The organism is Pantoea sp. BR_17, assembly GCF_041955125.1.
Classification (GTDB): domain Bacteria; phylum Pseudomonadota; class Gammaproteobacteria; order Enterobacterales; family Enterobacteriaceae; genus Pantoea; species Pantoea stewartii.
The window spans coordinates 1-25,786 of the sequence record NZ_JAVAXT010000008.1; the positions used below are offsets into that span (position 1 = coordinate 1).

Sequence of the window (25,786 nt, forward strand, 5' to 3'; positions counted from 1 at the left end):
AAAACTCCGGGGAGTTCTCTGCTGAACACCGCATTCCGTAAGCAGTTGTGCCGTATCAGTGGAGGCGCATTATAGGCAAATATTTTGGGCTGGCAAGGGGGTAATTCAAAGAAACCTCTCAACCGCTCACTTTCCAGGCAAACCGTCGCAGAAACCACCAATCCGGCCCGTTTCAGAAACAAAAAACGGGCATTACGCCCGTTTTTAACAGAGACAACCTTACTGATGTGCCGTAATGACGTCGTCTTTGACATCCATTTCTATCACTTTTCCCGGAACCAGTTGTCCGGAAAGGATCTGCTGTGCCAGCGGATTCTCTATCTGTTGCTGGATAGCGCGTTTCAGTGGACGCGCACCGTACACCGGATCATAACCGTTCTCACCCAGCAGCTTGATCGCGGCATCAGAGATATGCAGCTGATAACCGCGATCCTCCAGACGTTTGTACAACCGTTGCAGCTGAATCTGTGCGATAGAGGCAATGTGTTTTTCACCCAGAGGATGGAACACCACCACCTCATCAATACGGTTAACAAATTCAGGACGGAAGTGCTGTCCTACCACACCCATGACAACCCCCTTCATTTCGGCGTAGTTCAGATTGCCGAAACGTTCCTGAATCAGATCGGAGCCCAGGTTCGAGGTCATGATTACCACCGTGTTGCGGAAATCAACGGTGCGACCTTGCCCATCCGTTAACCGGCCATCATCCAGCACCTGCAGCAGGATATTGAAGACATCGGGATGCGCCTTCTCTATCTCATCCAGCAGAATCACCGAATACGGACGACGGCGAACCGCCTCGGTCAGATAGCCGCCTTCTTCATAGCCAACGTAGCCCGGAGGTGCCCCCACCAGCCGCGATACCGAGTGTTTCTCCATAAATTCAGACATGTCGATACGGACCATCGCATCGTCACTGTCAAACAGGAAGTTAGCCAGCGATTTACACAACTCGGTTTTACCCACACCCGTTGGGCCGAGGAACAGGAATGACCCGACAGGACGGTTTGGATCGGCCAGACCCGCACGGCTACGACGAATGGCATTGGACACCGCTTCGACGGCTTCATCCTGTCCGATAACGCGTGAGTGGAGCTCCTGTTCCATTCGCAGCAGTTTGTCTCGCTCCCCTTCCATCATGCGGGCAACCGGAATACCGGTCCAGCGCGCCAGCACATCGGCAATTTCCACATCTGTCACGCGATTGCGCAGCAGCTTCATGGTTTTGCCTTCAGACTGGGTGGCAGAAGCCAGTTGTTTTTCCAGCGCCGGGATTTTGCCGTACTGCAGCTCAGACATCTGCGCCAAATCACCAGAGCGACGCGCCTGCTCAAGCTGGAGGCGTGCCTGTTCCAGCTCCGCTTTAATATTCTGCGTACCGGTTAATGAGGCTTTTTCCGCTTTCCACTCTTCTTCCAGCTCAGCATATTCACGCTCTTTCTGATTCAGCTCCGCTTCGAGCATCTCCAGACGTTTCACGCTGGCATCATCAGACTCTTTCTTCAGCGCCTGCTGTTCCAGTTTCAACTGAATAATGCGCCGCTCCAGTCGATCCAGTGCCTCTGGTTTGGAGTCAATCTGCATACGAATGCTGGATGCCGCTTCATCGATCAGGTCAATCGCCTTATCGGGTAACTGACGATCGGCGATATAGCGGTGAGAAAGCGTGGCCGCCGCAACGATAGCCGGGTCAGTAATCTGTACATGATGGTGCAACTCATAGCGCTCTTTTAACCCGCGCAAAATGGCGATGGTATCTTCAACGCTTGGCTCTGCGACAAACACTTTCTGGAAACGACGCTCCAGTGCCGCATCCTTCTCAATGTACTGGCGATATTCATCCAGCGTGGTGGCACCGACGCAGTGCAGCTCACCACGTGCCAGTGCCGGCTTCAGCATATTACCGGCATCCATTGCGCCGTCCGCTTTGCCTGCGCCCACCATGGTATGTAACTCATCGATAAACAGGATGACGTTGCCTTCCTGTTTGGCCAGGTCGCTGAGTACGCCTTTCAGGCGCTCCTCGAATTCACCCCGGTATTTTGCCCCTGCCACCAGCGCGCCCATATCCAGCGCCAGTACACGGCGACCTTTCAGCCCTTCCGGCACTTCGCCATTGATAATGCGTTGGGCCAGCCCTTCAACAATGGCGGTCTTACCTACGCCGGGCTCACCGATTAACACAGGGTTATTTTTAGTACGGCGCTGCAATACCTGGATGGTACGGCGAATTTCCTCATCACGACCAATCACCGGATCCAGCTTGCCTTTCTCGGCACGCTCAGTGAGATCGATTGTGTATTTCTTTAACGCCTGACGCTGATCTTCAGCACCCTGATCGTTCACGTTGTCACCTCCACGAAGTTGTTCTATCGCTTTGGTGAGCTTGTCGTTAGTGGCACCCGCAGACTTCAGAATGTCTGCCAGCGAGCCACGTGAATCCAGGGCTGCCAAAACAAATAATTCAGATGAGATAAAGTTGTCATTGCGCTTCTGTGCCAGCTTGTCGCACAGATTAAGCACTCTGATCAGGTCGGCAGAAGGTTGCACGTCGCCGTCGCTGCCTTCCACCTGGGGCAGACGATCGATAGCCTGGTCAATCTGCGTACGCAGAGAGGCCACGTCTATGCCGGTAGAGGACAACAGCGGAGCGACCGATCCCCCTTCCTGTTTGAGCAGTGCGCTCATCAGATGTAAAGGTTCGATAAACTGGTTGTCGTGTCCCAATGCCAGAGACTGCGCGTCGGAGAGAGCAAGTTGAAATTTATTAGTAAGACGATCCAGACGCATAATTCCTCCCATTACAGGTCAAATGCTACTGGAGATTAAAATGAGGTCATCCCTCAAGTTTTCAAGGATAATGACCTGAGATATGAGTAAAAAATGCACTGCCTGGATCGTCTTATGGCGTAAGACTATAACAGCCAAATTAAAGTTGCCATACGCCCGGTGATCCTGTCCCGGCGGTAGGAGAAGAAATTGTCGGGTTCACTGAAGGTGCAGCGTGAATCTGCACTGACAGACTGGACCCCTGCGGCCTGCAGGCGTTGTCGGGCCAGATGCCAGATATCGGCAAAAAATTTATCTCCGACGGGGCGGAATGCATCCGCCGCACGCGGATCAATGTCCATGAATGCACGACGAACCTCCGCGCCGACTTCAAAAGCATCAGGACCGATCGCCGGCCCCAGCCAGGCATGGATTCTGTCGGGCGGCGCCTGAAACTGCGCCAGCGTATTTTCCAGCACGCCGCCACAAAGCCCACGCCATCCGGCATGTGCAGCGGCCACTTCACGCCCATCGTCAGAACAAAACAGCACGGGCAGGCAGTCAGCGGTCATCACAGCACAAACTACGCCCGGCTCACGCGTTATACAGGCATCGGCTTGCCGCGGCTGAGGATCCATGCGGGCAGAGAGATGTTCAACGTCAGTTGAATGCACCTGATTCAGCCATTGCGGCATCGCGGGCAACGCCGCAAGCGAGACCAGTCGCTCACGGTTAGCACGAACATGTTCTGCTTTATCACCGACATGGCCCCCGAGATTCAGCGAGCACCAGTTTCCCTCACTGACGCCACCGTGGCGTAATGTCGAGACAGCTCGCACCTGCGCTGGCGCAGGCCATTTTGGGATAATCAGACTCATAACCAGTCCAGTTGATCCTTGAACATCTCTGTGTCGGCTTTCAGCGCGTCAATCAGATCGATCATATCCTGCGGAATGGCCGCATGAAACTCCATCTCAATACCCGAGATAGGATGATAAAGACGGAGCATCGTGGCGTGCAGTGCCTGACGATCAAAACCGCGTAAGGTCGCGATAAATTCTTCAGACGCGCCTTTTGGCGGACGCGGCCGGCCACCGTAGAGCGGATCGCCCACCAGCGGATGATTAATATGCGACATATGCACGCGAATCTGGTGCGTACGGCCGGTTTCCAGTCGCAGACGAAGCCGCGTATGGGCGCGGAAATGCTCCATAATGCGATAATGGGTCACAGCGGGTTTACCCATTGGATGCACGGACATATGCGTACGTTTCGTCGAGTGACGGCTAATCGGTTCATCCACCGTTCCCCCCGCCGTCATGGTGCCAATGGCCACCGCCTCATATTCACGCGTAATTTCACGACGCTGCAGGGCATCAACTAAATGCGTCTGCGCCGGTACGGTCTTCGCCACCACCATCAAACCGGTGGTGTCTTTATCCAGACGATGGACAATACCCGCACGCGGAACGTCCACAATGGCGGGATAGTGATGCAGTAGTGCATTCAGTACCGTACCGTCGGGATTTCCCGCCCCAGGATGGACAACCAGGTCACGTGGTTTATTGATGACGATAATATCTTCGTCTTCGTATACGATATCCAGCGGGATGTCCTGGGGTTCCCAGCGCTGCTCCTCTTCGATCTCTGCATCAATCGTGACGCGCTCGCCGCCAAGCACTTTCTCTTTCGGCTTATCAATGACAGTGCCGTTAACACTGACGCGCTGGTTGAGAATCCACTCTTTTATGCGGGAACGTGAATAATCAGGGAACAATTCCGCCAAAGTCTGATCTAAACGTTGTCCGAGTTGTGACTCGGATACCGTTGCGGTGAGTTGAACTTGTTGTGCCATATACAGCTTCTTCGTTAACGTTGGGTTTTACGGCGATGCCGTTTAATATAATGTGCTATCGTACCTGGTCATTACCGGGAGCTATACGGACAGCTTCCGCCATAACATTTTGAGGATAATCACTTCGTCATGACGCGTATGAAATATCTGGTGGCTGCAGCCACACTGAGCCTGGCACTTGTTGGTTGTTCCGGCTCAAATGACGCGGTACCGGACAACCCGCCTTCTGAAATCTATGCTACAGCGCAACAAAAGCTGCAGGACGGTAACTTTAAAGCGGCGATTAAGCAACTGGAAGCGCTGGATAATCGTTACCCGTTCGGTCCCTATTCGCAGCAGGTTCAGTTGGATTTGATCTACGCGTACTATAAAAATGCCGATCTGCCCATGGCGCAGGCGGCGATCAGTCGCTTTATGCGTTTGAATCCTACGCACCCTAATATCGATTACGTCATCTATATGAAAGGTCTGACGGATATGGCGCTGGACGATTCAGCATTGCAGGGCTTTTTTGGCATTGACCGTTCGGACCGTGATCCTACGCATGCGCGCGATGCTTTCCGCGACTTTGCACAGCTGCTGCGCAGTTACCCGAACAGCCAGTATGCCGCTGATGCTTACAAGCGTCAGGTCTTCCTGAAAGATCGTCTGGCTAAATATGAACTCTCGGTGGCGCAATTCTATACCAAGCGCGGGGCTTATGTCGCGGTCGTTAACCGTGTTGAAGGCATGATGCGCGATTATCCTGATACGCAGGCGACACACGACGCGCTTCCGCTGATGGAAAATGCCTACCGTCAACTGCAGTTGAATGCAGAGGCCGATAAAGTGGCAAAAATTATCGCCGCCAATAACAGTTAATCAGCCTTCCTTTCCCGAAACAAAAAAAGCAGCCCTGAGGCTGCTTTTTTTTGCGCACAGAACAGGCAATATTGACACGTTGCCGCTGAGCTAACCTATCAACAATGCCTTGTTAATGCCCTGGCTTCAAGCCTTTTCGACCACATTCTCGCCCTTTCTCACAATTTGCCTTGGTTGACAAAAAGTGACATTTTTTTGTGATCAAAATCACACAAATACAGAATTATCGCGCTATGCTGGATCTATTCCGACGGCAATCACAGAGAGGTAAGCATAATGATCGTGAACATTACCAGTAAGCAAATGGAAATTACTCCAGCCATCCGTGAACACGTCGAAGACCGCCTTGCCAAGCTTGAGAAATGGCAAACTGACCTGATTAATCCGCATATCGTCCTGTCGAAAGAGTCCAAAGAGTTTGTGGCAGACGCGACCATTAACACACCAAACGGTACCCTGGTCGCCAGTGCCAAACATGACGACATGTACACCGCTATCAATGATTTGATCGGCAAACTTGAGCGCCAACTCAATAAAGTCCAACACAAACCTGAAGCGCGGCGTGCGGCCAGCAGCGTGAAAGATTTCACGCCAGCAGCCGAAGAGTAGCCTCATCCCCGCTTTTCTGACGCGCCTCCGGGCGCGTTTTTTGTTGACAGCTTTTCGTGAGTACGGTTACTCTCAGGTCAGCTCAATTTTGGAACGCCTCATGAAAATACTGTCGTTTTTCTTCGCTTTCTTTTTTACCTTCCCCTGAACGGGAGGCCATTCGTCGTGTAAAAAGAAAGCGAAGACGAACAACAAAGCCTCCCAATCGGGAGGCTTTTTTATTGGATAGCTTACAGGTGAGCCTTATGACCCCGGACAATCCGCTTCTGGCGCTGCGTGAAAAAATCAGCGCCGTGGACGAAAAACTACTGACGTTACTTGCCGAACGGCGTTTGCTGGCTGTGGAGGTGGCAGAAGCGAAACTCGCCACCCATCGTCCTGTCCGTGATATCGAACGTGAGCGCGCGCTGATCGAACACCTTATTGTGCTGGGCAAAAAGCATCAGTTAGATGCGCATTACATTACCCGTCTGTTTCAGTTAGTCATTGAAGACTCTGTGCTGACACAGCAGGCATTGCTGCAAAAGAACCTGAACCATCCGCATGCACAGGCTGCGCGCATCGCGTTTTTAGGGCCAAAGGGCTCTTATTCTCATCTGGCTGCGCGACAGTATGCTGCCCGCCATTTCGACAGCATGGTGGAATGCGGTTGCCTGAAATTCCACGACATTATTAAACAGGTTGAGAACAACGCGGCAGACTACGCTGTCCTGCCCATCGAAAACACCAGTTCCGGCTCCATCAATGATGTTTATGACCTGCTTCAACAGACCAATTTGTCGATTGTCGGTGAAATGACGTTGCCCATTGAGCACTGCATGCTGGTGAGCGGCCCGAGCGACCTGGAACAAATCGAAACGGTTTACAGCCACCCACAGCCTTTCCAGCAGTCCAGCCACTTTATCAACCGTTTTCCACACTGGAATATTGTTTACACAGAAAGTACCGCCGCCGCGATGGAAAAAGTGGCCGCGCTCAACTCGCCGAAGGTTGCGGCTATCGGCAGTGAGGCCGGAGGTGAGCTTTATCAGTTACGCGTGCTTGAGCGCCATCTGGCTAACCAGCAGCAGAACCATACTCGCTTTATTGTTCTGGCACGCAAACCTATTGATGTCTCCGATCAGATTTCGGCCAAAACCACGCTGATCATGGCAACCGGTCAACAGGCAGGTGCACTGGTTGACGCCCTTTTGGTCCTGCGCCAGCACAATCTCATCATGAGCAAGCTGGAATCCCGTCCAATTAACGGCAATCCCTGGGAAGAGATGTTTTATCTGGATGTGCAGGGTAATTTGCAGTCTGAGAAAATGCAGCAGGCACTGGAAGAACTTCGCGCCATGACGCGTTCACTGAAAGTTCTTGGCTGCTATCCCAGTGAGAATGTGATTCCTGTGGAACCCAAGCAATAGAAATGAAAAAGGCATCCGGTTGGATGCCTTTTGCTTTTAAGGACGGCTGTCGTTAGCCGATCGCAGTAAGCTTCTGCTTTCAACCAAAAAGCGTTTTGCGTGATCGCCAAACCAGGCCTCAACCCGATTGAAGCTGGCGATAAAGGCGTGCTTATCGCCTTGTTCCAGCAAAGCAATCGCTTCGCCAAATCGCTGATAATACCGCTTGATAAGATTCAGGTTATTTTCAGACGACATGATGATATCCGCATAGAGCTGGGGATCCTGAGCAAACAGGCGCCCAACCATTGCCAGCTCCAGCCGGTAGATAGGCGATGACAACGCCAGCAGTTGGTCAAGATTGACGTTCTCTTCCGCCAGATGCAGCCCATAAGCAAACGTCGCAAAATGGCGCAGGGCCTGAATAAAGGCCATGTTCTGATCGTGCTCTTCCGCACCGATACGATGAAGGCGCGCGCCCCAGACCTGGATCTGCTCCAGAAACCACTGGTAGGCTTCCGGTTGTCGCCCATCACACCAGACCACAACCTGCTTGGCCAGGCTGCCGCTGTCAGGCCCAAACATTGGATGCAGACCCAATACTGGCCCGCGATGTGCGGCCAGCATCGCCTGCAAAGGGCGATGTTTAACCGAGGCAAGATCCACCAGAATGCAGTCATCCGGCAAGGGAGGAAGCCGGTTAATCACCGCCTCTGTCAGATGAATAGGGACACTGATCATCACCATACCGGCATCCGCCAGCAATGTATCCGCCTTGTCCCAGTCATCTTTGTCCAGCGTCTTTACCGCATAGCCAGACAACGTCAGCATTTTATTGAACAGGCGCCCCATCTGCCCTTCACCGCCGATAATCACGATTGGGCGAAGCGCAGGACACAATGTTTTAAAACCTTTATCGTTTTCGCTGGCGTAAGATTCACGCATCACCCGGCGTAATACGTCTTCGATCAAGTCCGCAGGAACACCAAGGGCCTCAGCTTCTTTACGACGCGACGCCAGCATCGATGCTTCACGTTCAGGGACATAGACCGGCAAACCATGGCGGCTTTTGACTTCACCCACTTCAGCGACCAGTTCCAGACGTTTTGCCAGCAGATCCAGTAAAGCTTTATCTACCGTATCAATTTGTTCACGTAATGCGTTTAGTTCCGCGACCATTACCTATCAGACCTCGTGTGAAAAACGCGCCGCCAGCGCCCCTTGTAGCTCATGATGCATGCCACGCAGTAAATCTTCGGTAACCTGCCAGTTGATGCAGGCATCCGTGACGGAAACACCGTACTTCATCTCGCTGCGCGGCTGCTCAGAAGACTGGTTGCCTTCATGGATGTGACTTTCCAGCATCAAGCCAATAATTGAGCGGTTACCTTGTTTGATTTGCGCAACGGCAGATTCCGCTACACCGGGCTGACGGCGGTAATCTTTATCGGAGTTACCATGGCTGCAATCTATCATTAAGGCCGGACGGAGTCCCGCTTTTAGCATGGCGGCTTCGCACTTCGCCACATCTTCAGGGCTGTAGTTGGGCGCTTTTCCTCCGCGTAAAATGACGTGGCCATCCGGGTTACCCTGCGTTTGCAGCAGGCAGACCTGGCCCGACTGATTGATCCCGACAAACCGGTGAGGCATCGCCGCCGCACGCATGGCATTAATCGCGGTGCCCAGGCTGCCATCAGTCCCGTTTTTGAAGCCAACCGGCATGGAGAGTCCTGACGCCATCTCACGGTGCGTTTGCGATTCCGTTGTACGCGCACCGATCGCCGACCAGCTGAAGAGATCGCCCAGATACTGTGGGCTGTTAGGATCCAGCGCTTCCGTAGCTAAAGGCAGGCCCATGTCGACCAGATTAACCAGCAATTCACGTGCAATGTGCAGCCCTGCTTCCATATCAAATGAGTTATCCATGTAAGGATCGTTGATCAACCCCTTCCAGCCAACGGTTGTGCGGGGTTTCTCAAAGTAGACGCGCATAACAAGATAGAGTTGATCACTCACCGTTTCGGAAAGGGTTTTTAAACGACGCGCATAATCAAGAGCGGCTTCTGTGTCATGAATAGAGCAAGGACCGCACACCACTAACAGGCGTGGATCGCGACCGGCAATGATATCGGCAATGGTCTGGCGCGATGCCGCAATTTGCGCCTGCTGCGCAGGGCTTAACGGAAACTTGGTTTTCAGCTCTTCAGGGGTGATCAACACTTGTTCATTCGCAATGTGAACATTGTTTAGCGCGTCTTTTTGCATCTTGCTGTCCTTTACACTCATTTATGCGTTTACAGGATCCTCACAGAGGATGTGACACTACTGTACCATAACTGATACACGCAACAACGCTGGATGTACACTTTATTTACCACTACCCATAAAAGCCTTGGCAAAATAAATTAAATACCAATAAAAACAAGACATTAATAAAAGACAAATGAACTCAGAAGCCGCTGAATATGTAAACTTTAATATACACAAAAGAATTTTACGTGGCGGTATCGCCTGTTAAGATAAGCGCATTCCCACAGAGAGGCAGAAATATGGTTCAGATCCCACCAACAATCCGGCTACGTCCTTTTCAGTTAAACGATGTCGAGGCATTTACCGCGGCGGTAAATGCCTCACTTGATACCCTTTTGCCCTGGATGAGCTGGGCACACGAAAACTATCAGCCTCATGAGGCCGAAAGCTGGATTCGCTTTACCCACTTACAACGGGCGGTACGAGAATCAGAAGAGTTTGCGATTGTGGATGCGCAGGATCGTCTGTTAGGCGGTGCTGGTTTTCGTTTTGCCAGCGAGCCGGGCGCGTTGTGTTCCCTCGGTTACTGGGTGCGCAGCGATGCACAGCGCCAGGGCGTGGCTACGCAGGCGGTGAAATTATTACTGGAATTTGGCTTTGCGCGGCCGGATGTGCAGACAATCGAACTGCTGGCGGTGGAGAACAACTATGCCAGCCGGCGAGTGGCAGAAAAAAGCGGTGGGCGCTTTATCGATTACCGTTATGGCTTAATTGTCCTGGACAGCGGGCCAGTAAACGCGGCGATCTATCATTTTCAGCGCCCCTGATGTCAGGTCAGCCGGGCGTTCTCAGAGGCTATAAGCCTCAACATAAGCGATAAGCCAGTCGTCAACGGTCATGCTTTCATTTGTCCGCCAGACAATAACCATGCCGTACTCAATCCGGTCCAGTTCGAATGCGCGTAACTCTCTGTAAAAATGACTATAACCTTTAATAAATCGCCCATCGCAGGATTCCACATCGACGCGTTGGTAAACGACCTTGCCCTCATAGTCAAAATAACTGAAGCCGATCTCTTTCATGTTCAGCCAGGGCATATCCACATCGACTAACGGGATATGCGGCTTAACTGCCGTGGCTTTCTGCTTCTTACGCGCCATTTCCTTTCTGTGTTCACGGCCAGCCCAGACAATGATGAGGTTCAGCGCCACCAGAATCAGGGCCGGACCATATAATCCAATGGCGAGAAACAGGGGAAACAACACGAACACCATGAGGGACCACAGCACGGTCAGAATGCGGCAAAGCCATAGATTGCTGTTGCCTTCCAGCGCATAGCGGGCTGAACGAAATGAGGCGATGGAAAGTAAAAATCCAGAAAGAAAAAAAAGAGCGTCCTTCACAACCTGTCCTTATGATAATGCGCACCTTCCCGGGCAACCCCTCTCATGGGCGAGACGACGAAAATCGGGGAGGCAGTATTTATGCAGCCGCTCATGACAGCGTGCTTTTATTTTGCAGTACGGCCCTGTCTTCAACGCGCGAACGGCGGGACACATGTTACCTGAAAACACCGGCAGAGACGCCATCCCTTGCTGACGGGAGTGATCGTGATCGTCCTTCACGCCGGGATTCGTCATCCTAAACGACAATCCGCCCTGTCAGGCCGACAGACCCGGACTGCGGGCTGCATCGGGTAAGTCTTTTCTGTAAAAGCGTTTCTCTGGCAATAAAAAAAGGGGCTGGCATGCTGCCAACCCCTTGTTTTCTATTAACTTTTAGATGTCGCGTTAGCGATACCTTAGCTAAGACGCTCTTTGATACGAGCAGACTTACCAGTACGCTCACGCAGGTAGTACAGTTTGGCTTTACGCACAGCGCCACGACGTTTAACAGCGATGCTGTCAATTACCGGAGAGTGAGTCTGGAAGACACGCTCAACGCCTTCGCCGTTAGAAATTTTGCGAACAGTGAATGCAGAGTGCAGACCGCGGTTACGAATAGCGATAACCACGCCCTCGAATGCCTGCAGACGTTTTTTAGAACCTTCAACGACCCATACTTTCACTTCCACGGTATCACCCGGACGGAAGGAAGGTACGTCCTGTTTCATCTGCTCTTGTTCAATTTGCTTAATAATGTTGCTCATAATTAAATCTCTTATCCTGGGTAAACTGATAGTCAGGGAAGATTACTCTTCCGCATCATCGTTTTGTTGCTGGTGTTCCTGTTGGAACGCCTTAAGCAACCTTGCTTGCTCTTCAGTCAGAGCCAGGTTTTCCAGAAGTTCAGGTCTTCTCAGCCAGGTACGGCCTAGCGACTGTTTCAGGCGCCACTGGCGAATATCGGCATGGTTGCCCGACAGTAATACTGGCGGAACCTCCATCCCTTCTAACACTTCAGGTCGGGTATAGTGTGGACAATCCAGCAATCCCTCCGAGAACGAATCCTCATCGGCTGACGCCTGCTTGCCGAGTACTCCCGGAATGAACCGGGCGACTGCGTCAATCATCGTCATTGCGGGCAGTTCCCCACCGCTGAGAACGTAATCACCGATTGACCATTCTTCATCAATTTCGGTCTGGATTACGCGCTCATCAATCCCTTCATAGCGGCCACAAACAAGAATTAACTTGTCGCGTGACGCCAGTTCGCAAACGCCCTGTTGGTCCAGTTTGCGCCCCTGAGGTGAAAGATATATCACCCTGGCACCCTCTCCCGCCGCTGCTTTCGCTGCGGAGATGGCATCCCGTAAAGGTTGTACCATCATCAGCATTCCCGGTCCGCCACCATAAGGACGATCGTCCACAGTACGGTGCCGGTCGTGCGTGAAGTCACGTGGACTCCAGCTTTGAACGCTGAGCAGGCCATTTTTTACTGCCCGGCCAGTTACCCCGTAATCGGTAATAGCGCGAAACATTTCTGGAAACAGGCTAATTACACCAATCCACATTGTTTTCGCCGTTACGTTACCGTTTGATTCGGAGATCAAAAACCAGGATCCCAATCTACTTCAATAAGGCCAGTAGCGAGATCGACTTTCTTGATAACCTGTTCATCAAGAAACGGAATTAACCGCTCCTGTACACCAAACGCATCTTTCAGGTTTGCCTTCACGACGAGAACGTCGTTCGAACCGGTTTCCATCATATCGATGACTTTACCCAGCTCGTAGCCTTCAACGTTGACCACCTTGCAACCCATCAGGTCTTTCCAGTAGTACTCACCGTTTTCCAGCGCAGGCAGTTGCGTAGAGTCGACCTGAATTTCGCAATTGGTCAACTGTGCCGCCGCATCCCGATCGTCAATGCCTTTGACTTTGATGATCAGGTCCTGTTTGTGGTGCTTCCAACTATCCAGTTCCACCTGCTGCCATTTACCGGCGCGCTGGATAAACCAGGGTTGGTAGTCAAAGATGCTTTCAGCGTCTTCAGTGGAGGAAAACACTTTGAGCCAGCCGCGAATGCCGTATGCAGCGCCCATTTTGCCCAATACAATCGGGTTAACAGGTGCCTGTGCGGCAAGTTGTCTGCTCATGCTCACCACCGTGACAGATTAAGCTGCTTTCTTTGCTTCTTTGATCAGCGCGTTAACGCGATCAGAAAGCGTTGCGCCCTGGCCAACCCAGTGCTCGATACGATCCAGATCCAGACGCAGTGCTTCAGCCTGACCAGAAGCGATCGGGTTGAAGAAACCTACGCGCTCGATGAAGCGACCGTTGCGTGCATTGCGGCTGTCAGTAACGACGACCTGATAGAACGGACGCTTTTTAGCGCCGTGACGTGCCAAACGAATTGTTACCATAACATCCTCTTCAGTTAATAAAACACCCGGCCCCCATCGAGGAACGGGGTCCGGGTGCTGTATAAAAAGCCCGAAAATTTTACTCATTTTGGCGCAAAAAGCAACCTAAACTGAGCCATCCCAGGTTTTTTTGTGGAACCCCTTAGCGTCCGGGGAAACCTGGCGGCATCATACCTTTCATGCCGCGCATCATTTTCGCCATTCCGCCCTTCTTCATTTTCTTCATCATCCGCTGCATGTCGTCGAACTGCTTTAATAAGCGGTTAACGTCCTGCACCTGCATACCGGAGCCGGTGGCAATACGGCGCTTACGTGAGCCTTTGATGATTTCTGGTTTTTCGCGCTCTTTGCGCGTCATTGAATTGATGATGGCTTCCATGCGGACCAGCACTTTGTCATCCATCTGCGATTTCACGTTGTCAGGCAGTTGCCCCATGCCCGGCAGCTTGCCCATCAGGCTCGCCATTCCGCCCATGTTGCGCATCTGCTTCAGTTGCTCAAGGAAATCATTGAGATCAAAACCGTCGCCGGTTTTCAGCTTCTTCGCCAGTTTTTCCGCTTGCGCGCGGTCAACTTTGCTCTCGATATCTTCAATAAGCGAGAGGACGTCGCCCATACCAAGGATGCGTGAGGCGATACGGTCCGGATAAAACGCTTCCAGCGCATCGGTCTTCTCGCCCATCCCCATAAACTTGATTGGCTTGCCCGTGATATGGCGAATCGACAGCGCGGCACCGCCGCGCGCGTCACCATCCACTTTCGTCAGGATAACCCCTGTCAGCGGCAGCGCTTCATTAAAGGCCTTCGCGGTATTCGCCGCATCCTGACCGGTCATGGCATCCACGACAAACAGGGTTTCAACCGGATTAATCGCGGCATGAACCTGTTTAATCTCGTCCATCATCGCTTCGTCTACGTGCAGACGACCTGCGGTATCCACCAGCAATACATCGTAAAACTTGAGTTTGGCTTCACGCAGCGCGTTGTTGACGATATCAACAGGCTTCTGGCTCAGATCGGACGGGCAGAAATCCACCCCCACCTGTTGTGCCAGGGTTTCCAGCTGTTTGATCGCCGCCGGGCGATAAACGTCCGCGGACACCACCAGCACTTTTTTCTTGTGCTTTTCACGCAGGAATTTACCCAGCTTACCCACACTGGTGGTTTTACCCGCACCCTGCAGGCCCGCCATCAGCACGACAGCCGGCGGCTGCGCGGCCAGATCCAGCGCGTTGTTTTCTGCGCCCATCGCCGCAACCAGTTCATTGCGGACGATTTTGATAAATTCCTGCCCCGGCGTCAGGCTTTTATTGACGTCATGGCCCACCGCGCTTTCTTTTACGCGGTTAATGAAATCCCGCACCACCGGCAGCGCAACGTCAGCTTCCAGCAATGCCATGCGCACTTCGCGCAGCGTGTCTTTGATGTTGTCTTCAGTCAGCCTTCCGCGGCCGCTGATATTGCGCAGAGTTTGCGACAAACGATCGGTTAAATTGTCAAACATTGTCTCTCACTTAAAAAAAATCGCGAGGCGCCATATCGGCAGAATGCGGCGGATTATAACACGAAGCCGAGCCGATCTCTTCAATTCCACCTCAGATCGTTTGGAGCCTGCTTCGCCTGGCGCTATACTGCCCTTTTCCTTTATCTGACTGATGCCTGAAAGGAACTATGTCCGTTTTCGCGATTGTGGCGCTGTTCGCCTACTCCCTGAGTCTTGCACTCATCATCCCCAGCCTGTTGAAACGTCAAAGCGGCTGGCGTCGGTTAGCTGTGTTGTCGGCCTGTGTGGCGCTTGTCACCCACGCCGTCGCCCTGCAGCAACGAATTTTCGCTGTCGATGGCGGGCAAAACCTCAGCCTGCTGAATATTGGTTCGCTGGTCAGCCTGCTGATCTGTGCCATTATGACCATTGTTGCCTCACGGAATCGTGGCTGGTTACTGCTGCCGATTGTCTACAGCTTTGCCTTAATTAACCTGGCTTTTGCCACATTTGTACCGAACGCATTCATTACCCATCTTGAAACAACGCCAGGCATTATGATCCACATTGGCCTGTCGCTGTTTGCCTATGCCACGCTGATTATTGCGGCGTTGTATGCGTTACAGCTGGCATGGATTGACTACCAGTTGAAAAACAAAAAGCTGGCCTTCACGCAGGATATGCCACCGCTGTTGACCATTGAACGGAAGATGTTCCACATCACCCAGGTCGGCGTGGTGTTACTGACGCTGGTGCTGTGTACGGGCCTGTTCTATATGCACGATCTGTTCAGCGCCGAGAACGTGGATAAAGCCGTGCTGTCCATAATTGCCTGGTTTGTCTACATCGTTTTGCTCTGGGGCCACTATCATGAAGGCTGGCGCGGTCGCCGTGTGGTGTGGTTCAACTGCAGCGGCGCTGTGCTGCTGACGATGGCTTATTTCGGCAGTCGCGTGCTTCAGCATCTGCTTATTCACAGTTCTTAATCAAAAGGAAGTTTTGCGGTGGAACATGTTTCGACCACGACCCTGATTGTCACGCTCATCATCATGGTGTTGGTTTCAGCCTACTTTTCGGGTTCTGAGACCGGCATGATGACGCTCAATCGGTATAAATTGCGTCATCAGGCAAAAAATGGTCACCGCGCCGCCCGCCGCGTTGAAAAGTTGTTAAAGCGTCCCGATCGCCTTATCAGCTTGGTGCTCATCGGGAATAACCTGGTCAATATCCTTGCGTCCGCCATTGGCACCATTGTGGGAATGCGCCTGTATGGTGACGCCGGTGTGGCGATTGCGACGGGTGTTCTGACCTTTGTCGTGCTGGTTTTTGCCGAGGTGCTCCCTAAAACCGTTGCTGCACTTTATCCAGAAAAAGTCGCCTATCCCAGTAGCTTTCTGCTGGGCCCGCTGCAGTACGTTATGCTGCCGCTGGTCTGGTTACTGAATACCATTACGCGTCTACTGATGCGTCTTGTCGGCATTCGGGCAGAGGGGGCTATCAGTTCCGCGTTAAGTAAAGAGGAACTGCGCACTATCGTTTATGAATCACGTACGCACATGTCCCGACGCAACCAGGACATGTTGCTGTCCGTACTGGACCTGGAAAAGGTCAGCGTGGACGATATTATGGTGCCACGCAATGAAATCGTCGGCATCAATATCAATGACGACTGGAAATCCGTGATTCGTCAGCTCAGCCACTCACCGCACGGTCGTATTGTACTGTTCCGCGACTCACTGGATGACTGCGTGGGCATGCTGCGCGTGCGTGAAGCCTGGCGCATGATGACGGAGAAAAAAGAGTTCACTAAAGAGATGTTGCTGCGTGCCGCTGATGAAATTTACTACATCCCGGAAGGCACTCCGCTTAATACACAGTTGGTGAAGTTTCAGCGCAACAAGAAAAAGACCGGTCTGGTCGTTGATGAATATGGCGATATTAAAGGGTTAATCTCTATCGAGGATATTCTGGAAGAAATTGTCGGGGACTTCACTACCTCGATGTCGCCGTCGCTGGCCGAAGAGGTCATGCCGCAAAACGATGGCTCGGTGCTCATTGAAGGCAGCGCCAATATTCGTGAGATCAACAAAGCTTTCAACTGGCAGTTACCCGAGCAGGAAGCGCGCACGATTAACGGCATGCTGCTGGAGGCGCTGGAAGAGATCCCCACCGTTAATACGCGAGTCCGGGTGAATCATTACGACGTCGATATCCTGGATGTGCAGGATAATATGATTAAGCAGGTGCGCATTACGCCACAGACGCCGCTTAAACAGTCTGTAGGCTCCTGAGCAGAATAAAGCCGCCTTTTAGGGCGGCTTTTTATTGGCCTGGCTCCGGCTTTTTGCATAAACGGCGAGCCGTAACCCAATAAAAAACGCCGCGTATGCGCGGCGTTTTTGTGAGAACAGCCCAGACTAGATGTGCAGCTCTTTTAGCTTTTCAGCAGGCAGTTTCAGATCGTCATTGTGGTTAACGCCGATCTCCTGTGCCAGCACATTACGGGCAATTTGCTGCGCTTCATCCAGCGAATGCAGCTTGTAACTTCCACACTGGTATTCATTCAGCTCAGGAATCTGGTTCTGATCTTTCACTTTCAGCACATCTTCCATCGCGCCTTTCCAGGCCTGTGCCACACGTTGCTCATCTGGCGCACCAATCAGGCTCATGTAGAAGCCGGTACGGCAACCCATAGGTGAAATATCGACAATTTCTACGCCATCACCGTTGAGGTGGTTACGCATAAAACCTGCAAACAGATGCTCAAGCGTATGGATGCCACGTTCAGTCAGAATATCGATATTGGGGCGACAAAAACGCAGATCGAAAACGGTAATCGTATCGCCATGCGGCGTCTTCATGGTTTTTGCAACACGCACGGCGGGCGCGGCCATGATGGTATGATCTACAGTAAAACTATCCAGTAATGGCATACGTCACCTCTTAGTCTGAAAAATTTTTTATGAACGATGAAACTTTTCCGATCGCCCAGCGTCTGAATATATGAAAGACGCGCATTTGTTATCATCCATCCCTGACAACAGAGATGTTAATTTGGCCACAGTGATGTGGCCTTTTTCTTTTCTACCCTTCCCGGCTGGCCAGATAGGTTTCAAAATCCAGCGTATCACTCGCTTCGAGCTGCTGTTGCGCTGCAACAGATGCCTGCGCCTGTTGCGCAAAGTCTTCTGGCTTTAACACTTCCAGCGGCTCATTAACCAGCAGCTGACGATACTGTTCCGCCAGCATAATCCCCGTGCCCGTTACGCCGTGTTCTTTCATGGCATTCAGAATACGTGCCGAATAGGTTAGCTCAGGATCGTCAAAGGATGCTACCAGTTCATCGCAGACCTGCTGATATTCAGTGGTGCCCTGATTACTGTCCAGCGCTTCTGCGACGCGGCGCAGGTCGGCGAACAAGGTTTTGCCCACCTCGCGCAGTGAATATTCCGCCTCACCACATCCTACCGCAATCTTCAGGTCAGGCTTACGTCCTTCCAGCACCACGCGGTTCCAGTTCTGCCGGCTACATTGTAATTCATCAGCGCTCATTTCAGGCGCGTCTGCCAGCGTGCACCAGATCAGGAACAGATCGAGGAAGCGGACCTGATTCTCATCCACACCAACAGGTGAGAAGGGGTTGATGTCCATGGAACGCACTTCAATGTACTCAATACCACCCCGTAACAGCGCATCTGATGGAGCTTCTCCGGAACGGGTAACGCGTTTCGGACGAATCGGCGCATAGAGTTCATTTTCAATCTGCAATACGTTGGTATTCAGCTGTAACCAGTTGCCCTCAGCATCCCGGGTGCCCATCTTCACAAAGTCTTCTGAAGGCGTTTTAATCGCTTTTTTCAGTGCGCTGACGTAACCCTCAAGGGAATTAAAGGTAATGCCCAATGCACTTTGTGACTTGTTCGTGTAACCCAGGTCGCTCAGACGTAACGATGTCGCGTAAGGCAGCCACAGCGTGCCTTTGTCATCGTGTTTAAACGGCAGTGCGCTTTCTTTGCCCTGCAGGAAGCTGGAGCAGATAGCAGGTGATGCGCCAAACAAATAAGGAATGACCCAGCCAAAGCGATAATAGTTACGAATCAGGCGCAGATAGCCCGCAGAAATCGTCTCTTTACCACTTTCGTAATCTTTTACGTCTGCCCATGCCTGCCAGAACGACAGCGGCAGAGAGAAATTATAGTGAATGCCGGAGATGGTTTGCATCAGCGCACCATAGCGGTTTTTAAGCCCCTGGCGATACAGCGTTTTCATCCGACCAATATTCGATGTGCCATACTGCGCCAGCGTAATCTTATCGGCGTCCTCAATCAGGCAAGGCATGCTAAAAGGCCACATGCGTTCGTCACCGAGCTCATCCGCAACATGGCGGTGGACATCGCGCAAAAACGCCAGCATATGCTCAATGCTGTGATCGACTGGGGTAATGAACTCCAGCAGCGTCTCAGCAAAGTCAGTGGTGATCCAGTCATGCTTAAGCGCCGATCCGAGCGACGCAGGATGCGCAGTCGTTGCAAGATGTCCATCCGGCTGCACGCGCAACGTTTCACGTTCGATGCCACGACCAATGCCTTTTAATGCATCAGGATGCGCCTCCAGCCAGGATAACGCTTTTGATACGTCGGGGATCACATTAACCTCCGGCTGTGTGAATAATTTATTTTTGTTCAGCATAGTGTTAACCCTAGCCCCGAATCTGTACGAATCAATGCCACCATTCCATGCCCTGTAATGTGGCGGTCGCAATAACGATGTAACGCAGAGTTTTGCCAATCGCCAGAAACAGCACAGTGGGTAGCCAGGCAAAACGCAACCAGCCTGCAAGCACGCAGAGCAAATCACCCACTACCGGCAACCAACTCAATAACAAAGCCGCCGGCCCAAGCCGCTGCAACCATGCCATTGCTGTTTCATGCCATCGCCCCTGACGTTTTAACGGCAATAAGCGACCCAAAATTATGTTGGTCAAGCCACCCAGGGTATTCCCTAACGATGCGACTCCAATCAACCCGTAAACTGATGCGCTTTTCGCGATCAGCAATGCAACCAACAGCGCCTCTGAACTACCCGGAAGTAGCGTCGCACTAAGAAAGCTGCTGCTCAATAAAGACAGATATGCCAGCGTCTCGCTCACAGCAGACGGACATCAACCACGGCCATACCTGCGGCTTTCGCTGCCTGTACGCCAAAATCTGCGTCTTCAAATACCACACAACGCGCCGGTTCAACGCCCAGTAATGCCGCACAGCGCAGGAACGTCTCGGGCTCCGGTTTGTGATGCTCGACGTCATCCGCCCCAACCACCGCCGAGAAGAGATCTCTGACACCCAGATGATTAAGAAGTGCATCTGCCATGGCGTGCTGGCTACCGGTGCCAACAGCCAGAGGTCGACGTCTGTGATAAGCCTTAACGACGTCCATTAACGGAAGCGGCTGGACATTTTCCAGCAGCATCGCTTTTACTGCCGCCGTTTTTTCTGCGGCAAGCAGATAAGGATCGTGATCGGCGTTATTGGTTTCGACAATTAGCTGCGCCAGCCGCCATGATGGCGCACCATTGAAATCCATCATGCGCGCTTCATCAAACGTTAAGCCATAACGCGTCAGCACCTGACGCCACGCTTTTCGATGTGTCGGTTCTGTATCAAGAATAGTCCCGTCCATATCGAAAATCAGGGCGTCGTATTGATCGTAGATTGTCACAGAGGACCTCCAACAAATGAGCCACTACTTTAGCTGAATGTGCGTAGGTTGTCGCCAGGCGGGATGAACAGCAAATGCTTTGAAAGCATTAGCTATTTTAGTTTTCAGATAAAGGTGATCGTGATGGAAAGCCTGTAACCCTTCGAATTTCCAATGGTTTTAGCAGGAAAGCAGAACGTAAGCATTATGTTAAGAAAGCCGAAGTGCCTGCCATCCGGGACAGAAAGTTTACGTCGCGATAAACACGATATTCCTTACAAAATCAGCCTGATCGAGAGGAATTCAATACTATGTTTATGACTAAAACAGTTAAGTTGGCGTTCTGGATTGCGACGGTAAGGCTGGATGTTACGCACCTGCTGCACCAGGAAGGCGTTGAATGAAATACACGACGCCAATCCTTGCTTTTGCGTTTAGCACGCGTGGCGAGGTTGTGTGGACTGTCAGGTGGAGCGCAGAGAGAAGGCGTTTGAAGATTAATCGCGATACACCGGGAGGATGATTCGGCTCGCGCCTTACCCTTCGGGCCGTTGCTGACGCAACGCTGGTTCTGACTGACAGACTGAATGGCTTACAGACCAGAAACATATGTTCGTACTGAAAAGTAGGGTGCATCCGGGAGGATGATTCGGCTGACGCCTTACCCTTCGGGCCGTTGCTGTCGCAACGTTATCCTCCCTGGTTCTGACTGACAGACTGAATGGCTTACAGACCAGGAACACATGTTCGTACTGAAAAGTATGGTGCATCCGGGAGGATTCGAACCTCCGACCGCTCGGTTCGTAGCCGAGTACTCTATCCAGCTGAGCTACGGATGCATTTAGAAAGCTTTATGGGACGGCAGAAGCCAGTCTGGGGGATAATACGAAGAATGGTGCATCCGGGAGGATGATTCGGCTCGCGCCTTACCCTTCTGTCCGTTGCTGACGCAACGCTGGTTCTGACTGCCAGACTGATTGGCTTACAGACCAGGAACACACGTCCACACTGAAAAGTATGGTGCATCCGGGAGGATTCGAACCTCCGACCGCTCGGTTCGTAGCCGAGTACTCTATCCAGCTGAGCTACGGATGCATTTAGAAAGCTTTTATGGAACGGCAGAAATCAACCTGGGGATAATACGAAGAATGGTGTATCCGGGAGGATGATTCGGCTCACGCCTTACCCTTCGGGCTGTTGCTGTCGCAACGTTATCCTCCCTGGTTCTGACTGACAGATTAAATGTCTTACAGACCAGGAACACACGTCCATACTGGAAAGTATGGTGCATCCGGGAGGATTCGAACCTCCGACCGCTCGGTTCGTAGCCGAGTACTCTATCCAGCTGAGCTACGGATGCATTATGAAATTCTTGTACAACGCAGGGTGCTAACGACTCACCATGAAGGAATTGCTAATTCACTTTACAACTCTGTTCCGATACTGTTCTCTGCTGGCGCGTAGCCTTGCATCAACGTGTCCATATTCAACGATATGGTGCATCCGGGAGGATTCGAACCTCCGACCGCTCGGTTCGTAGCCGAGTACTCTATCCAGCTGAGCTACGGATGCATCGGAAATGGCGGTGAGGGAGGGATTCGAACCCTCGATACAGCTTTTGACCGTATACTCCCTTAGCAGGGGAGCGCCTTCAGCCTCTCGGCCACCTCACCTTACGCGTTCTTCCGAACTGTGCTCCTGAACTTTGTTTCCGCTCATCGGCACTGCGTGGCGCACATATTACTTTCCCGGACTTATAAGTCAAACAATTTTTCGGAAGGTTTTTTCTGTTTGCACAAATGACAGGCAATTGGGACAAAATGACGGCAAAAAGGGTGAATAATCAACAATGAAAGATGATGAAGTTAACAAAAATGGGCGATAAACAGAAAAAAGGAAATTAAGCGGCGGGAGGAAAAAGGGGAGCGTCTCGCACAGGTGCGAGACGCAGAATCTGTCAGACGTTAGTTTGTTGCGTTTTTTCGGCCTGGATGCGCTGGTAAATCTCTTCGCGATGCACAGACACTTCTTTGGGTGCGTTAACACCAATACGGACCTGGTTACCTTTGACGCCCAGCACCGTTACAGTCACCTCATCGCCAATCATGAGGGTTTCACCAACTCGACGAGTTAGAATAAGCATTCTTTGCTCCTTGAAAGATTAAAAGAGTCGGGCTCATACAGCTTCCCGGCGTTATCCATCACTTAACGCTGTACACAGGTTATGAGAAATACACCATTGCACATCAACGCGCCAATACATTCTGCTGATAAATAGTTTAGCCGAAATACGCTACATCAACCCGACTTTGTCACTAGCAAATTTAACACCGTATTAAAAAGCGCCGGAACACCAGTTCTGACGCTTGCTACGATGAATTATTTTATTTCATCACAGACGGCTCGAAACCCATCCTTCAACACCTGCCAGCGCACCTTTCAGTGCCGTAGCATCACTGCCACCTGCCTGCGCCATATCAGGTCGACCACCGCCTTTCCCGCCCACTTTCGGGGCAAGTTCAGCAATCAGCTCTCCCGCTTTTACGCGGTCGGTAAGATCTTTTGTTACGCCAGCAATCAATGACACTTTGCCCTCAGCGACAGTGGCCAGAACAATGATGGCCGAACCCAGCTGATTTTTAAGATCATCAACCATAGTGCGCAACATTTTCGGATCGGTGTTACTGAGCTCTGTCACCAGCAGCTTCGCGCCTTTCACATCAATGGCGTTGTTGCCAAGCTGGGCACTTTCCTGCGCAGCCTGCTGATCGCGCAACTGCTGTAATTCTTTTTCCAGCGACCGCACGTGATCAACCAGCCCACGCACTTTGTCGTTCAGGTTGCTGCTGTTGGCTTTCACCAACTGAGCAATGTCCTGTAACTGACTGCTCTGGGCATAAACCTGCGCCAGTGCTGCTTCACCCGTGACCGCTTCAATGCGGCGAATACCGGCTGCGCTACCCGATTCAGCCTGAATACGGAACAGACCAATATCCCCCGTACGTGCGGCGTGCGTACCACCACAGAGTTCAACAGAGAAATCGCCCATGGTCAGTACACGCACGCGTTGGTCATATTTCTCGCCAAACAGCGCCATTGCGCCTTTCGCCTTCGCCGCCTCAAGATCCATCACGTCGGTTTCTACCGGTAAGTTGCGACGGATTTGCGCGTTCACAATATCTTCGACCTGACGAATCTCCTGAGGTTTCATGGCCTCAAAATGAGAGAAGTCAAAACGCAGGTATTTATCGTTAACCAGAGAGCCTTTCTGTGCGACGTGCTCACCCAGCACCTGACGCAATGCAGCATGCATTAAGTGCGTTGCGGAGTGATTCAGACGGATACGTGCACGACGTGCTTCATCAACCACCGCCTCCACGCGGTCGCCAATGCGCAACTGACCGCTGCTCACTTTGCCAATATGCCCAATTGCCTGGCCATATTTCTGCGTATCCTGAACCTGGAATTCAACGTTATTGCCTTTCAGCACACCGGTATCGCCAACCTGACCACCCGACTCGCCATAGAAAGGCGTTTCATCCAGCACTACCACCGCATCCTGCCCTGCCGAAACGACGTCAACCGCTTCACCTGCGACGAACAGCCCTTTCACCGTCGCGGCCAGGTCCAGTTGGTCATAGCCTTTAAAGGATGAGGCCGCATCTGTGCGGATGACATTGCTGTAGTCAGCGCCAAAGCCGCTGGCTTCACGGGCCCGTTGACGCTGTTGTTCCATGGCTTTTTCAAAACCGGCTTCGTCAATTTTGAGATTACGCTCACGGCAGACATCGGCCGTTAAATCGGCAGGAAAACCAAAGGTATCGTACAAACGGAAGACAGTTTCACCATCCAGCGTATCGCCTTTCAGTTTAACCAGTTCGTCATCAAGCAGGGCCAGGCCACGCTCCAGCGTTTTCGCAAACTGCTCTTCTTCGCTCTTCAGAACATTTTCAACCTGAGCCTGTTGGCGCTGCAGCTCTTCGCCAGCCGCCCCCATCACCTCAATCAGTGGCGCAACCAGTTTGTAGAAGAACGCCTCTTTCGCACCCAACATGTTGCCGTGACGCACTGCACGACGAATGATACGGCGCAGAACATAACCGCGGTTTTCGTTCGACGGGATCACGCCATCCGCAATCAGGAATGCACAGGAGCGGATATGATCGGCAATAACGCGCAACGACTTATTGCTCAGATCGGTCGCACCAGTGACCTCAGCAACCGCGTTAATCAGCTTCTGGAACAGATCGATTTCATAGTTGGAATTCACATGTTGCAGGACCGCCGTGATGCGTTCCAGCCCCATTCCGGTATCTACCGACGGCTTAGGTAATGGCAGCATGGTGCCATCCGCCTGACGGTTAAACTGCATGAAGACGATGTTCCAGATTTCGATGTAACGATCGCCGTCCTCTTCAGGACTGCCTGGCGGTCCGCCCCAGATATGATCGCCATGATCGTAGAAAATCTCGGTGCAGGGACCACAAGGACCCGTGTCCCCCATCTGCCAGAAGTTATCTGACGCGTAAGCACTGCCTTTGTTGTCGCCAATACGGATAATACGTTCGCGCGGAACACCAATATCATTGGCCCAGATGTCGAACGCTTCGTCATCGGTTTCATAGACAGTAACCCAAAGGCGCTCTTTCGGCAGCCTGAACCATTGGTCACCGGTCAGCAGTTCCCAGGCATAGGCAATGGCTTCTTTTTTGAAATAGTCGCCGAAGCTGAAGTTGCCCAGCATTTCAAAAAAGGTGTGATGGCGTGCGGTGTAACCGACGTTTTCAAGGTCGTTATGCTTCCCGCCCGCACGAACGCAACGCTGCGACGTGGTGGCGCGGGTATAGTCACGCTTGTCCTGACCGAGAAACACATCTTTAAACTGGTTCATTCCGGCGTTAGTAAACAGTAACGTCGGATCGTTGTTCGGTACCAGGGAGCTGCTTGCTACAACCTGATGTCCCTTACTATTGAAAAAGTCGAGAAACGCTTGACGGATCTCAGCAGTGCTCTTGCTCATATATATCCTGGAATCACGCTAACGAAAGGTCCTTCTTTATCAGGCGT

The 25,786-nt window shown here is 52.0% G+C and carries 24 protein-coding genes, 5 tRNA genes and 1 other annotated feature; of the genes, 7 read left to right on the forward strand and 22 right to left on the reverse strand.

Annotation, left to right across the window (positions count from 1 at the left end; genetic code table 11):
- Positions 1 to 219: 219 nt before the first annotated feature.
- The 3 genes from clpB to rluD all read right to left on the reverse strand — a co-directional run bounded on the left by clpB (position 220) and on the right by rluD (position 4,627).
- On the reverse strand, positions 220 to 2,793 hold the full coding sequence (gene clpB / locus RAC60_RS13340) for an ATP-dependent chaperone ClpB (protein ID WP_033739502.1): 2,574 nt from the start codon (positions 2,791 to 2,793) through the stop codon (positions 220 to 222).
- 125 nt (positions 2,794 to 2,918) lie between these two features.
- Complete coding sequence (gene yfiH, locus RAC60_RS13345) at positions 2,919 to 3,650, reverse strand: purine nucleoside phosphorylase YfiH (protein ID WP_262959402.1); 732 nt, start codon at positions 3,648 to 3,650, stop codon at positions 2,919 to 2,921.
- Positions 3,647 to 4,627 (reverse strand): 23S rRNA pseudouridine(1911/1915/1917) synthase RluD, encoded by a 981-nt coding sequence (gene rluD, locus RAC60_RS13350; RefSeq protein WP_006120699.1) that lies wholly within the window; start codon positions 4,625 to 4,627, stop codon positions 3,647 to 3,649. The genes yfiH and rluD overlap by 4 nt, the downstream gene beginning before the upstream one ends.
- 129 nt (positions 4,628 to 4,756) lie before the next feature.
- On the opposite strand from rluD, the gene bamD reads away from it, so the two are divergent.
- From bamD to pheA, 4 genes are all read left to right on the forward strand, one after another.
- Positions 4,757 to 5,488, forward strand: a complete 732-nt coding sequence (gene bamD, locus RAC60_RS13355) for an outer membrane protein assembly factor BamD (RefSeq protein ID WP_375093903.1) — start codon at positions 4,757 to 4,759, stop codon at positions 5,486 to 5,488.
- A gap of 276 nt (positions 5,489 to 5,764) precedes the next feature.
- Positions 5,765 to 6,097 carry a ribosome-associated translation inhibitor RaiA gene (raiA, locus tag RAC60_RS13360; RefSeq protein ID WP_006120701.1) on the forward strand — a complete coding sequence of 111 codons (333 nt, stop codon included), beginning with the start codon at positions 5,765 to 5,767 and terminating at the stop codon, positions 6,095 to 6,097.
- 99 nt (positions 6,098 to 6,196) lie between these two features.
- Positions 6,197 to 6,320 (forward strand) — a sequence feature (Phe leader region).
- Positions 6,198 to 6,245 (forward strand): hypothetical protein, encoded by a 48-nt coding sequence (locus RAC60_RS13365; protein WP_193750318.1) that lies wholly within the window; start codon positions 6,198 to 6,200, stop codon positions 6,243 to 6,245. Its footprint overlaps the feature before it by 48 nt.
- A 22-nt stretch (positions 6,321 to 6,342) precedes the next feature.
- Positions 6,343 to 7,506: a bifunctional chorismate mutase/prephenate dehydratase gene (gene pheA / locus RAC60_RS13370; RefSeq protein WP_033739505.1), complete on the forward strand. Its 1,164-nt coding sequence runs from the start codon at positions 6,343 to 6,345 to the stop codon at positions 7,504 to 7,506.
- A 36-nt stretch (positions 7,507 to 7,542) separates the two neighbouring features.
- On the opposite strand, the gene tyrA is transcribed toward pheA, so the two are convergent.
- Together tyrA and RAC60_RS13380 are read right to left on the reverse strand one after the other, a co-directional pair.
- Positions 7,543 to 8,664, reverse strand: a complete 1,122-nt coding sequence (gene tyrA / locus RAC60_RS13375) for a bifunctional chorismate mutase/prephenate dehydrogenase (RefSeq protein WP_006120703.1) — start codon at positions 8,662 to 8,664, stop codon at positions 7,543 to 7,545.
- 6 nt (positions 8,665 to 8,670) lie between these two features.
- A complete protein-coding gene (locus RAC60_RS13380; RefSeq protein WP_375093904.1) occupies positions 8,671 to 9,750 on the reverse strand; it encodes a 3-deoxy-7-phosphoheptulonate synthase in 1,080 nt (359 codons plus the stop codon).
- A gap of 284 nt (positions 9,751 to 10,034) precedes the next feature.
- Between RAC60_RS13380 and RAC60_RS13385 the strand changes: the two genes are divergently transcribed.
- Positions 10,035 to 10,562: a GNAT family N-acetyltransferase gene (locus RAC60_RS13385; RefSeq protein ID WP_033739509.1), complete on the forward strand. Its 528-nt coding sequence runs from the start codon at positions 10,035 to 10,037 to the stop codon at positions 10,560 to 10,562.
- A gap of 21 nt (positions 10,563 to 10,583) precedes the next feature.
- Here the strand turns inward: RAC60_RS13385 and RAC60_RS13390 are convergent, their stop codons facing one another.
- The 6 genes from RAC60_RS13390 to ffh form a co-directional block, all read right to left on the reverse strand.
- Complete coding sequence (locus RAC60_RS13390) at positions 10,584 to 11,138, reverse strand: hypothetical protein (RefSeq protein WP_033739511.1); 555 nt, start codon at positions 11,136 to 11,138, stop codon at positions 10,584 to 10,586.
- Positions 11,139 to 11,536: 398 nt separating this feature from the next.
- Complete coding sequence (rplS, locus tag RAC60_RS13395; RefSeq protein WP_006120707.1) at positions 11,537 to 11,884, reverse strand: 50S ribosomal protein L19; 348 nt, start codon at positions 11,882 to 11,884, stop codon at positions 11,537 to 11,539.
- A gap of 42 nt (positions 11,885 to 11,926) precedes the next feature.
- Positions 11,927 to 12,688: a tRNA (guanosine(37)-N1)-methyltransferase TrmD gene (gene trmD / locus RAC60_RS13400; RefSeq protein ID WP_050504850.1), complete on the reverse strand. Its 762-nt coding sequence runs from the start codon at positions 12,686 to 12,688 to the stop codon at positions 11,927 to 11,929.
- A gap of 35 nt (positions 12,689 to 12,723) precedes the next feature.
- Complete coding sequence (rimM, locus tag RAC60_RS13405; protein ID WP_375093905.1) at positions 12,724 to 13,272, reverse strand: ribosome maturation factor RimM; 549 nt, start codon at positions 13,270 to 13,272, stop codon at positions 12,724 to 12,726.
- Between the two features lie 18 nt (positions 13,273 to 13,290).
- Complete coding sequence (gene rpsP / locus RAC60_RS13410; protein WP_033739514.1) at positions 13,291 to 13,539, reverse strand: 30S ribosomal protein S16; 249 nt, start codon at positions 13,537 to 13,539, stop codon at positions 13,291 to 13,293.
- Positions 13,540 to 13,681: 142 nt separating this feature from the next.
- On the reverse strand, positions 13,682 to 15,043 hold the full coding sequence (gene ffh, locus RAC60_RS13415) for a signal recognition particle protein (protein ID WP_006120711.1): 1,362 nt from the start codon (positions 15,041 to 15,043) through the stop codon (positions 13,682 to 13,684).
- Between the two features lie 167 nt (positions 15,044 to 15,210).
- On the opposite strand from ffh, the gene RAC60_RS13420 reads away from it, so the two are divergent.
- Both RAC60_RS13420 and RAC60_RS13425 read left to right on the forward strand, forming a co-directional pair.
- Positions 15,211 to 16,008: an inner membrane protein YpjD gene (locus RAC60_RS13420; RefSeq protein ID WP_006120712.1), complete on the forward strand. Its 798-nt coding sequence runs from the start codon at positions 15,211 to 15,213 to the stop codon at positions 16,006 to 16,008.
- Between the two features lie 18 nt (positions 16,009 to 16,026).
- A complete protein-coding gene (locus tag RAC60_RS13425) occupies positions 16,027 to 17,313 on the forward strand; it encodes an HlyC/CorC family transporter (protein WP_033739517.1) in 1,287 nt (428 codons plus the stop codon).
- Between the two features lie 126 nt (positions 17,314 to 17,439).
- Here RAC60_RS13425 and luxS read toward each other — a convergent pair whose 3' ends face one another.
- The 11 genes from luxS to alaS form a co-directional block, all read right to left on the reverse strand.
- Positions 17,440 to 17,955, reverse strand: a complete 516-nt coding sequence (luxS, locus tag RAC60_RS13430) for an S-ribosylhomocysteine lyase (RefSeq protein ID WP_006120714.1) — start codon at positions 17,953 to 17,955, stop codon at positions 17,440 to 17,442.
- Positions 17,956 to 18,106: 151 nt separating this feature from the next.
- Positions 18,107 to 19,711 carry a glutamate--cysteine ligase gene (gshA, locus tag RAC60_RS13435; protein ID WP_058702176.1) on the reverse strand — a complete coding sequence of 535 codons (1,605 nt, stop codon included), beginning with the start codon at positions 19,709 to 19,711 and terminating at the stop codon, positions 18,107 to 18,109.
- A 31-nt stretch (positions 19,712 to 19,742) separates the two neighbouring features.
- Positions 19,743 to 20,171, reverse strand: a complete 429-nt coding sequence (locus RAC60_RS13440; RefSeq protein WP_006120716.1) for a YqaA family protein — start codon at positions 20,169 to 20,171, stop codon at positions 19,743 to 19,745.
- Positions 20,168 to 20,734 carry a fructose-1-phosphate/6-phosphogluconate phosphatase gene (gene yqaB, locus RAC60_RS13445; RefSeq protein WP_375093945.1) on the reverse strand — a complete coding sequence of 189 codons (567 nt, stop codon included), beginning with the start codon at positions 20,732 to 20,734 and terminating at the stop codon, positions 20,168 to 20,170. The genes RAC60_RS13440 and yqaB overlap by 4 nt, the downstream gene beginning before the upstream one ends.
- A gap of 747 nt (positions 20,735 to 21,481) precedes the next feature.
- Positions 21,482 to 21,558: transfer RNA gene (locus RAC60_RS13450), tRNA-Arg, on the reverse strand.
- Between the two features lie 179 nt (positions 21,559 to 21,737).
- Positions 21,738 to 21,814: transfer RNA gene (locus tag RAC60_RS13455), tRNA-Arg, on the reverse strand.
- Between the two features lie 188 nt (positions 21,815 to 22,002).
- A tRNA-Arg gene (locus tag RAC60_RS13460) sits at positions 22,003 to 22,079 on the reverse strand.
- 135 nt (positions 22,080 to 22,214) lie between these two features.
- Positions 22,215 to 22,291, reverse strand: a tRNA-Arg gene (locus RAC60_RS13465).
- Positions 22,292 to 22,299: 8 nt separating this feature from the next.
- Positions 22,300 to 22,392 (reverse strand) — tRNA-Ser (locus tag RAC60_RS13470).
- A gap of 284 nt (positions 22,393 to 22,676) precedes the next feature.
- A complete protein-coding gene (gene csrA / locus RAC60_RS13475; RefSeq protein ID WP_006120718.1) occupies positions 22,677 to 22,862 on the reverse strand; it encodes a carbon storage regulator CsrA in 186 nt (61 codons plus the stop codon).
- 249 nt (positions 22,863 to 23,111) lie between these two features.
- Positions 23,112 to 25,739 (reverse strand): alanine--tRNA ligase, encoded by a 2,628-nt coding sequence (gene alaS, locus RAC60_RS13480; protein ID WP_375093906.1) that lies wholly within the window; start codon positions 25,737 to 25,739, stop codon positions 23,112 to 23,114.
- Between the last annotated feature and the right edge of the window lie 47 nt (positions 25,740 to 25,786).

What these genes read in the sequence shown, in the direction of transcription:
- csrA (WP_006120718.1), bottom strand. Translation starts at nt 22,862, where the DNA reads ATGCTTATTCTAACTCGTCGAGTTGGTGAAACCCTCATGATTGGCGAT.
- yfiH (WP_262959402.1), bottom strand. Translation starts at nt 3,650, where the DNA reads ATGAGTCTGATTATCCCAAAATGGCCTGCGCCAGCGCAGGTGCGAGCT.
- clpB (WP_033739502.1), bottom strand. Translation starts at nt 2,793, where the DNA reads ATGCGTCTGGATCGTCTTACTAATAAATTTCAACTTGCTCTCTCCGAC.
- RAC60_RS13385 (WP_033739509.1), top strand. Translation starts at nt 10,035, where the DNA reads ATGGTTCAGATCCCACCAACAATCCGGCTACGTCCTTTTCAGTTAAAC.
- pheA (WP_033739505.1), top strand. Translation starts at nt 6,343, where the DNA reads ATGACCCCGGACAATCCGCTTCTGGCGCTGCGTGAAAAAATCAGCGCC.
- gshA (WP_058702176.1), bottom strand. Translation starts at nt 19,711, where the DNA reads ATGCTGAACAAAAATAAATTATTCACACAGCCGGAGGTTAATGTGATC.
- RAC60_RS13380 (WP_375093904.1), bottom strand. Translation starts at nt 9,750, where the DNA reads ATGCAAAAAGACGCGCTAAACAATGTTCACATTGCGAATGAACAAGTG.
- alaS (WP_375093906.1), bottom strand. Translation starts at nt 25,739, where the DNA reads ATGAGCAAGAGCACTGCTGAGATCCGTCAAGCGTTTCTCGACTTTTTC.
- rluD (WP_006120699.1), bottom strand. Translation starts at nt 4,627, where the DNA reads ATGGCACAACAAGTTCAACTCACCGCAACGGTATCCGAGTCACAACTC.
- ffh (WP_006120711.1), bottom strand. Translation starts at nt 15,043, where the DNA reads ATGTTTGACAATTTAACCGATCGTTTGTCGCAAACTCTGCGCAATATC.
- rpsP (WP_033739514.1), bottom strand. Translation starts at nt 13,539, where the DNA reads ATGGTAACAATTCGTTTGGCACGTCACGGCGCTAAAAAGCGTCCGTTC.
- luxS (WP_006120714.1), bottom strand. Translation starts at nt 17,955, where the DNA reads ATGCCATTACTGGATAGTTTTACTGTAGATCATACCATCATGGCCGCG.
- bamD (WP_375093903.1), top strand. Translation starts at nt 4,757, where the DNA reads ATGACGCGTATGAAATATCTGGTGGCTGCAGCCACACTGAGCCTGGCA.
- trmD (WP_050504850.1), bottom strand. Translation starts at nt 12,688, where the DNA reads ATGTGGATTGGTGTAATTAGCCTGTTTCCAGAAATGTTTCGCGCTATT.
- rimM (WP_375093905.1), bottom strand. Translation starts at nt 13,272, where the DNA reads ATGAGCAGACAACTTGCCGCACAGGCACCTGTTAACCCGATTGTATTG.
- raiA (WP_006120701.1), top strand. Translation starts at nt 5,765, where the DNA reads ATGATCGTGAACATTACCAGTAAGCAAATGGAAATTACTCCAGCCATC.
- rplS (WP_006120707.1), bottom strand. Translation starts at nt 11,884, where the DNA reads ATGAGCAACATTATTAAGCAAATTGAACAAGAGCAGATGAAACAGGAC.
- RAC60_RS13420 (WP_006120712.1), top strand. Translation starts at nt 15,211, where the DNA reads ATGTCCGTTTTCGCGATTGTGGCGCTGTTCGCCTACTCCCTGAGTCTT.
- tyrA (WP_006120703.1), bottom strand. Translation starts at nt 8,664, where the DNA reads ATGGTCGCGGAACTAAACGCATTACGTGAACAAATTGATACGGTAGAT.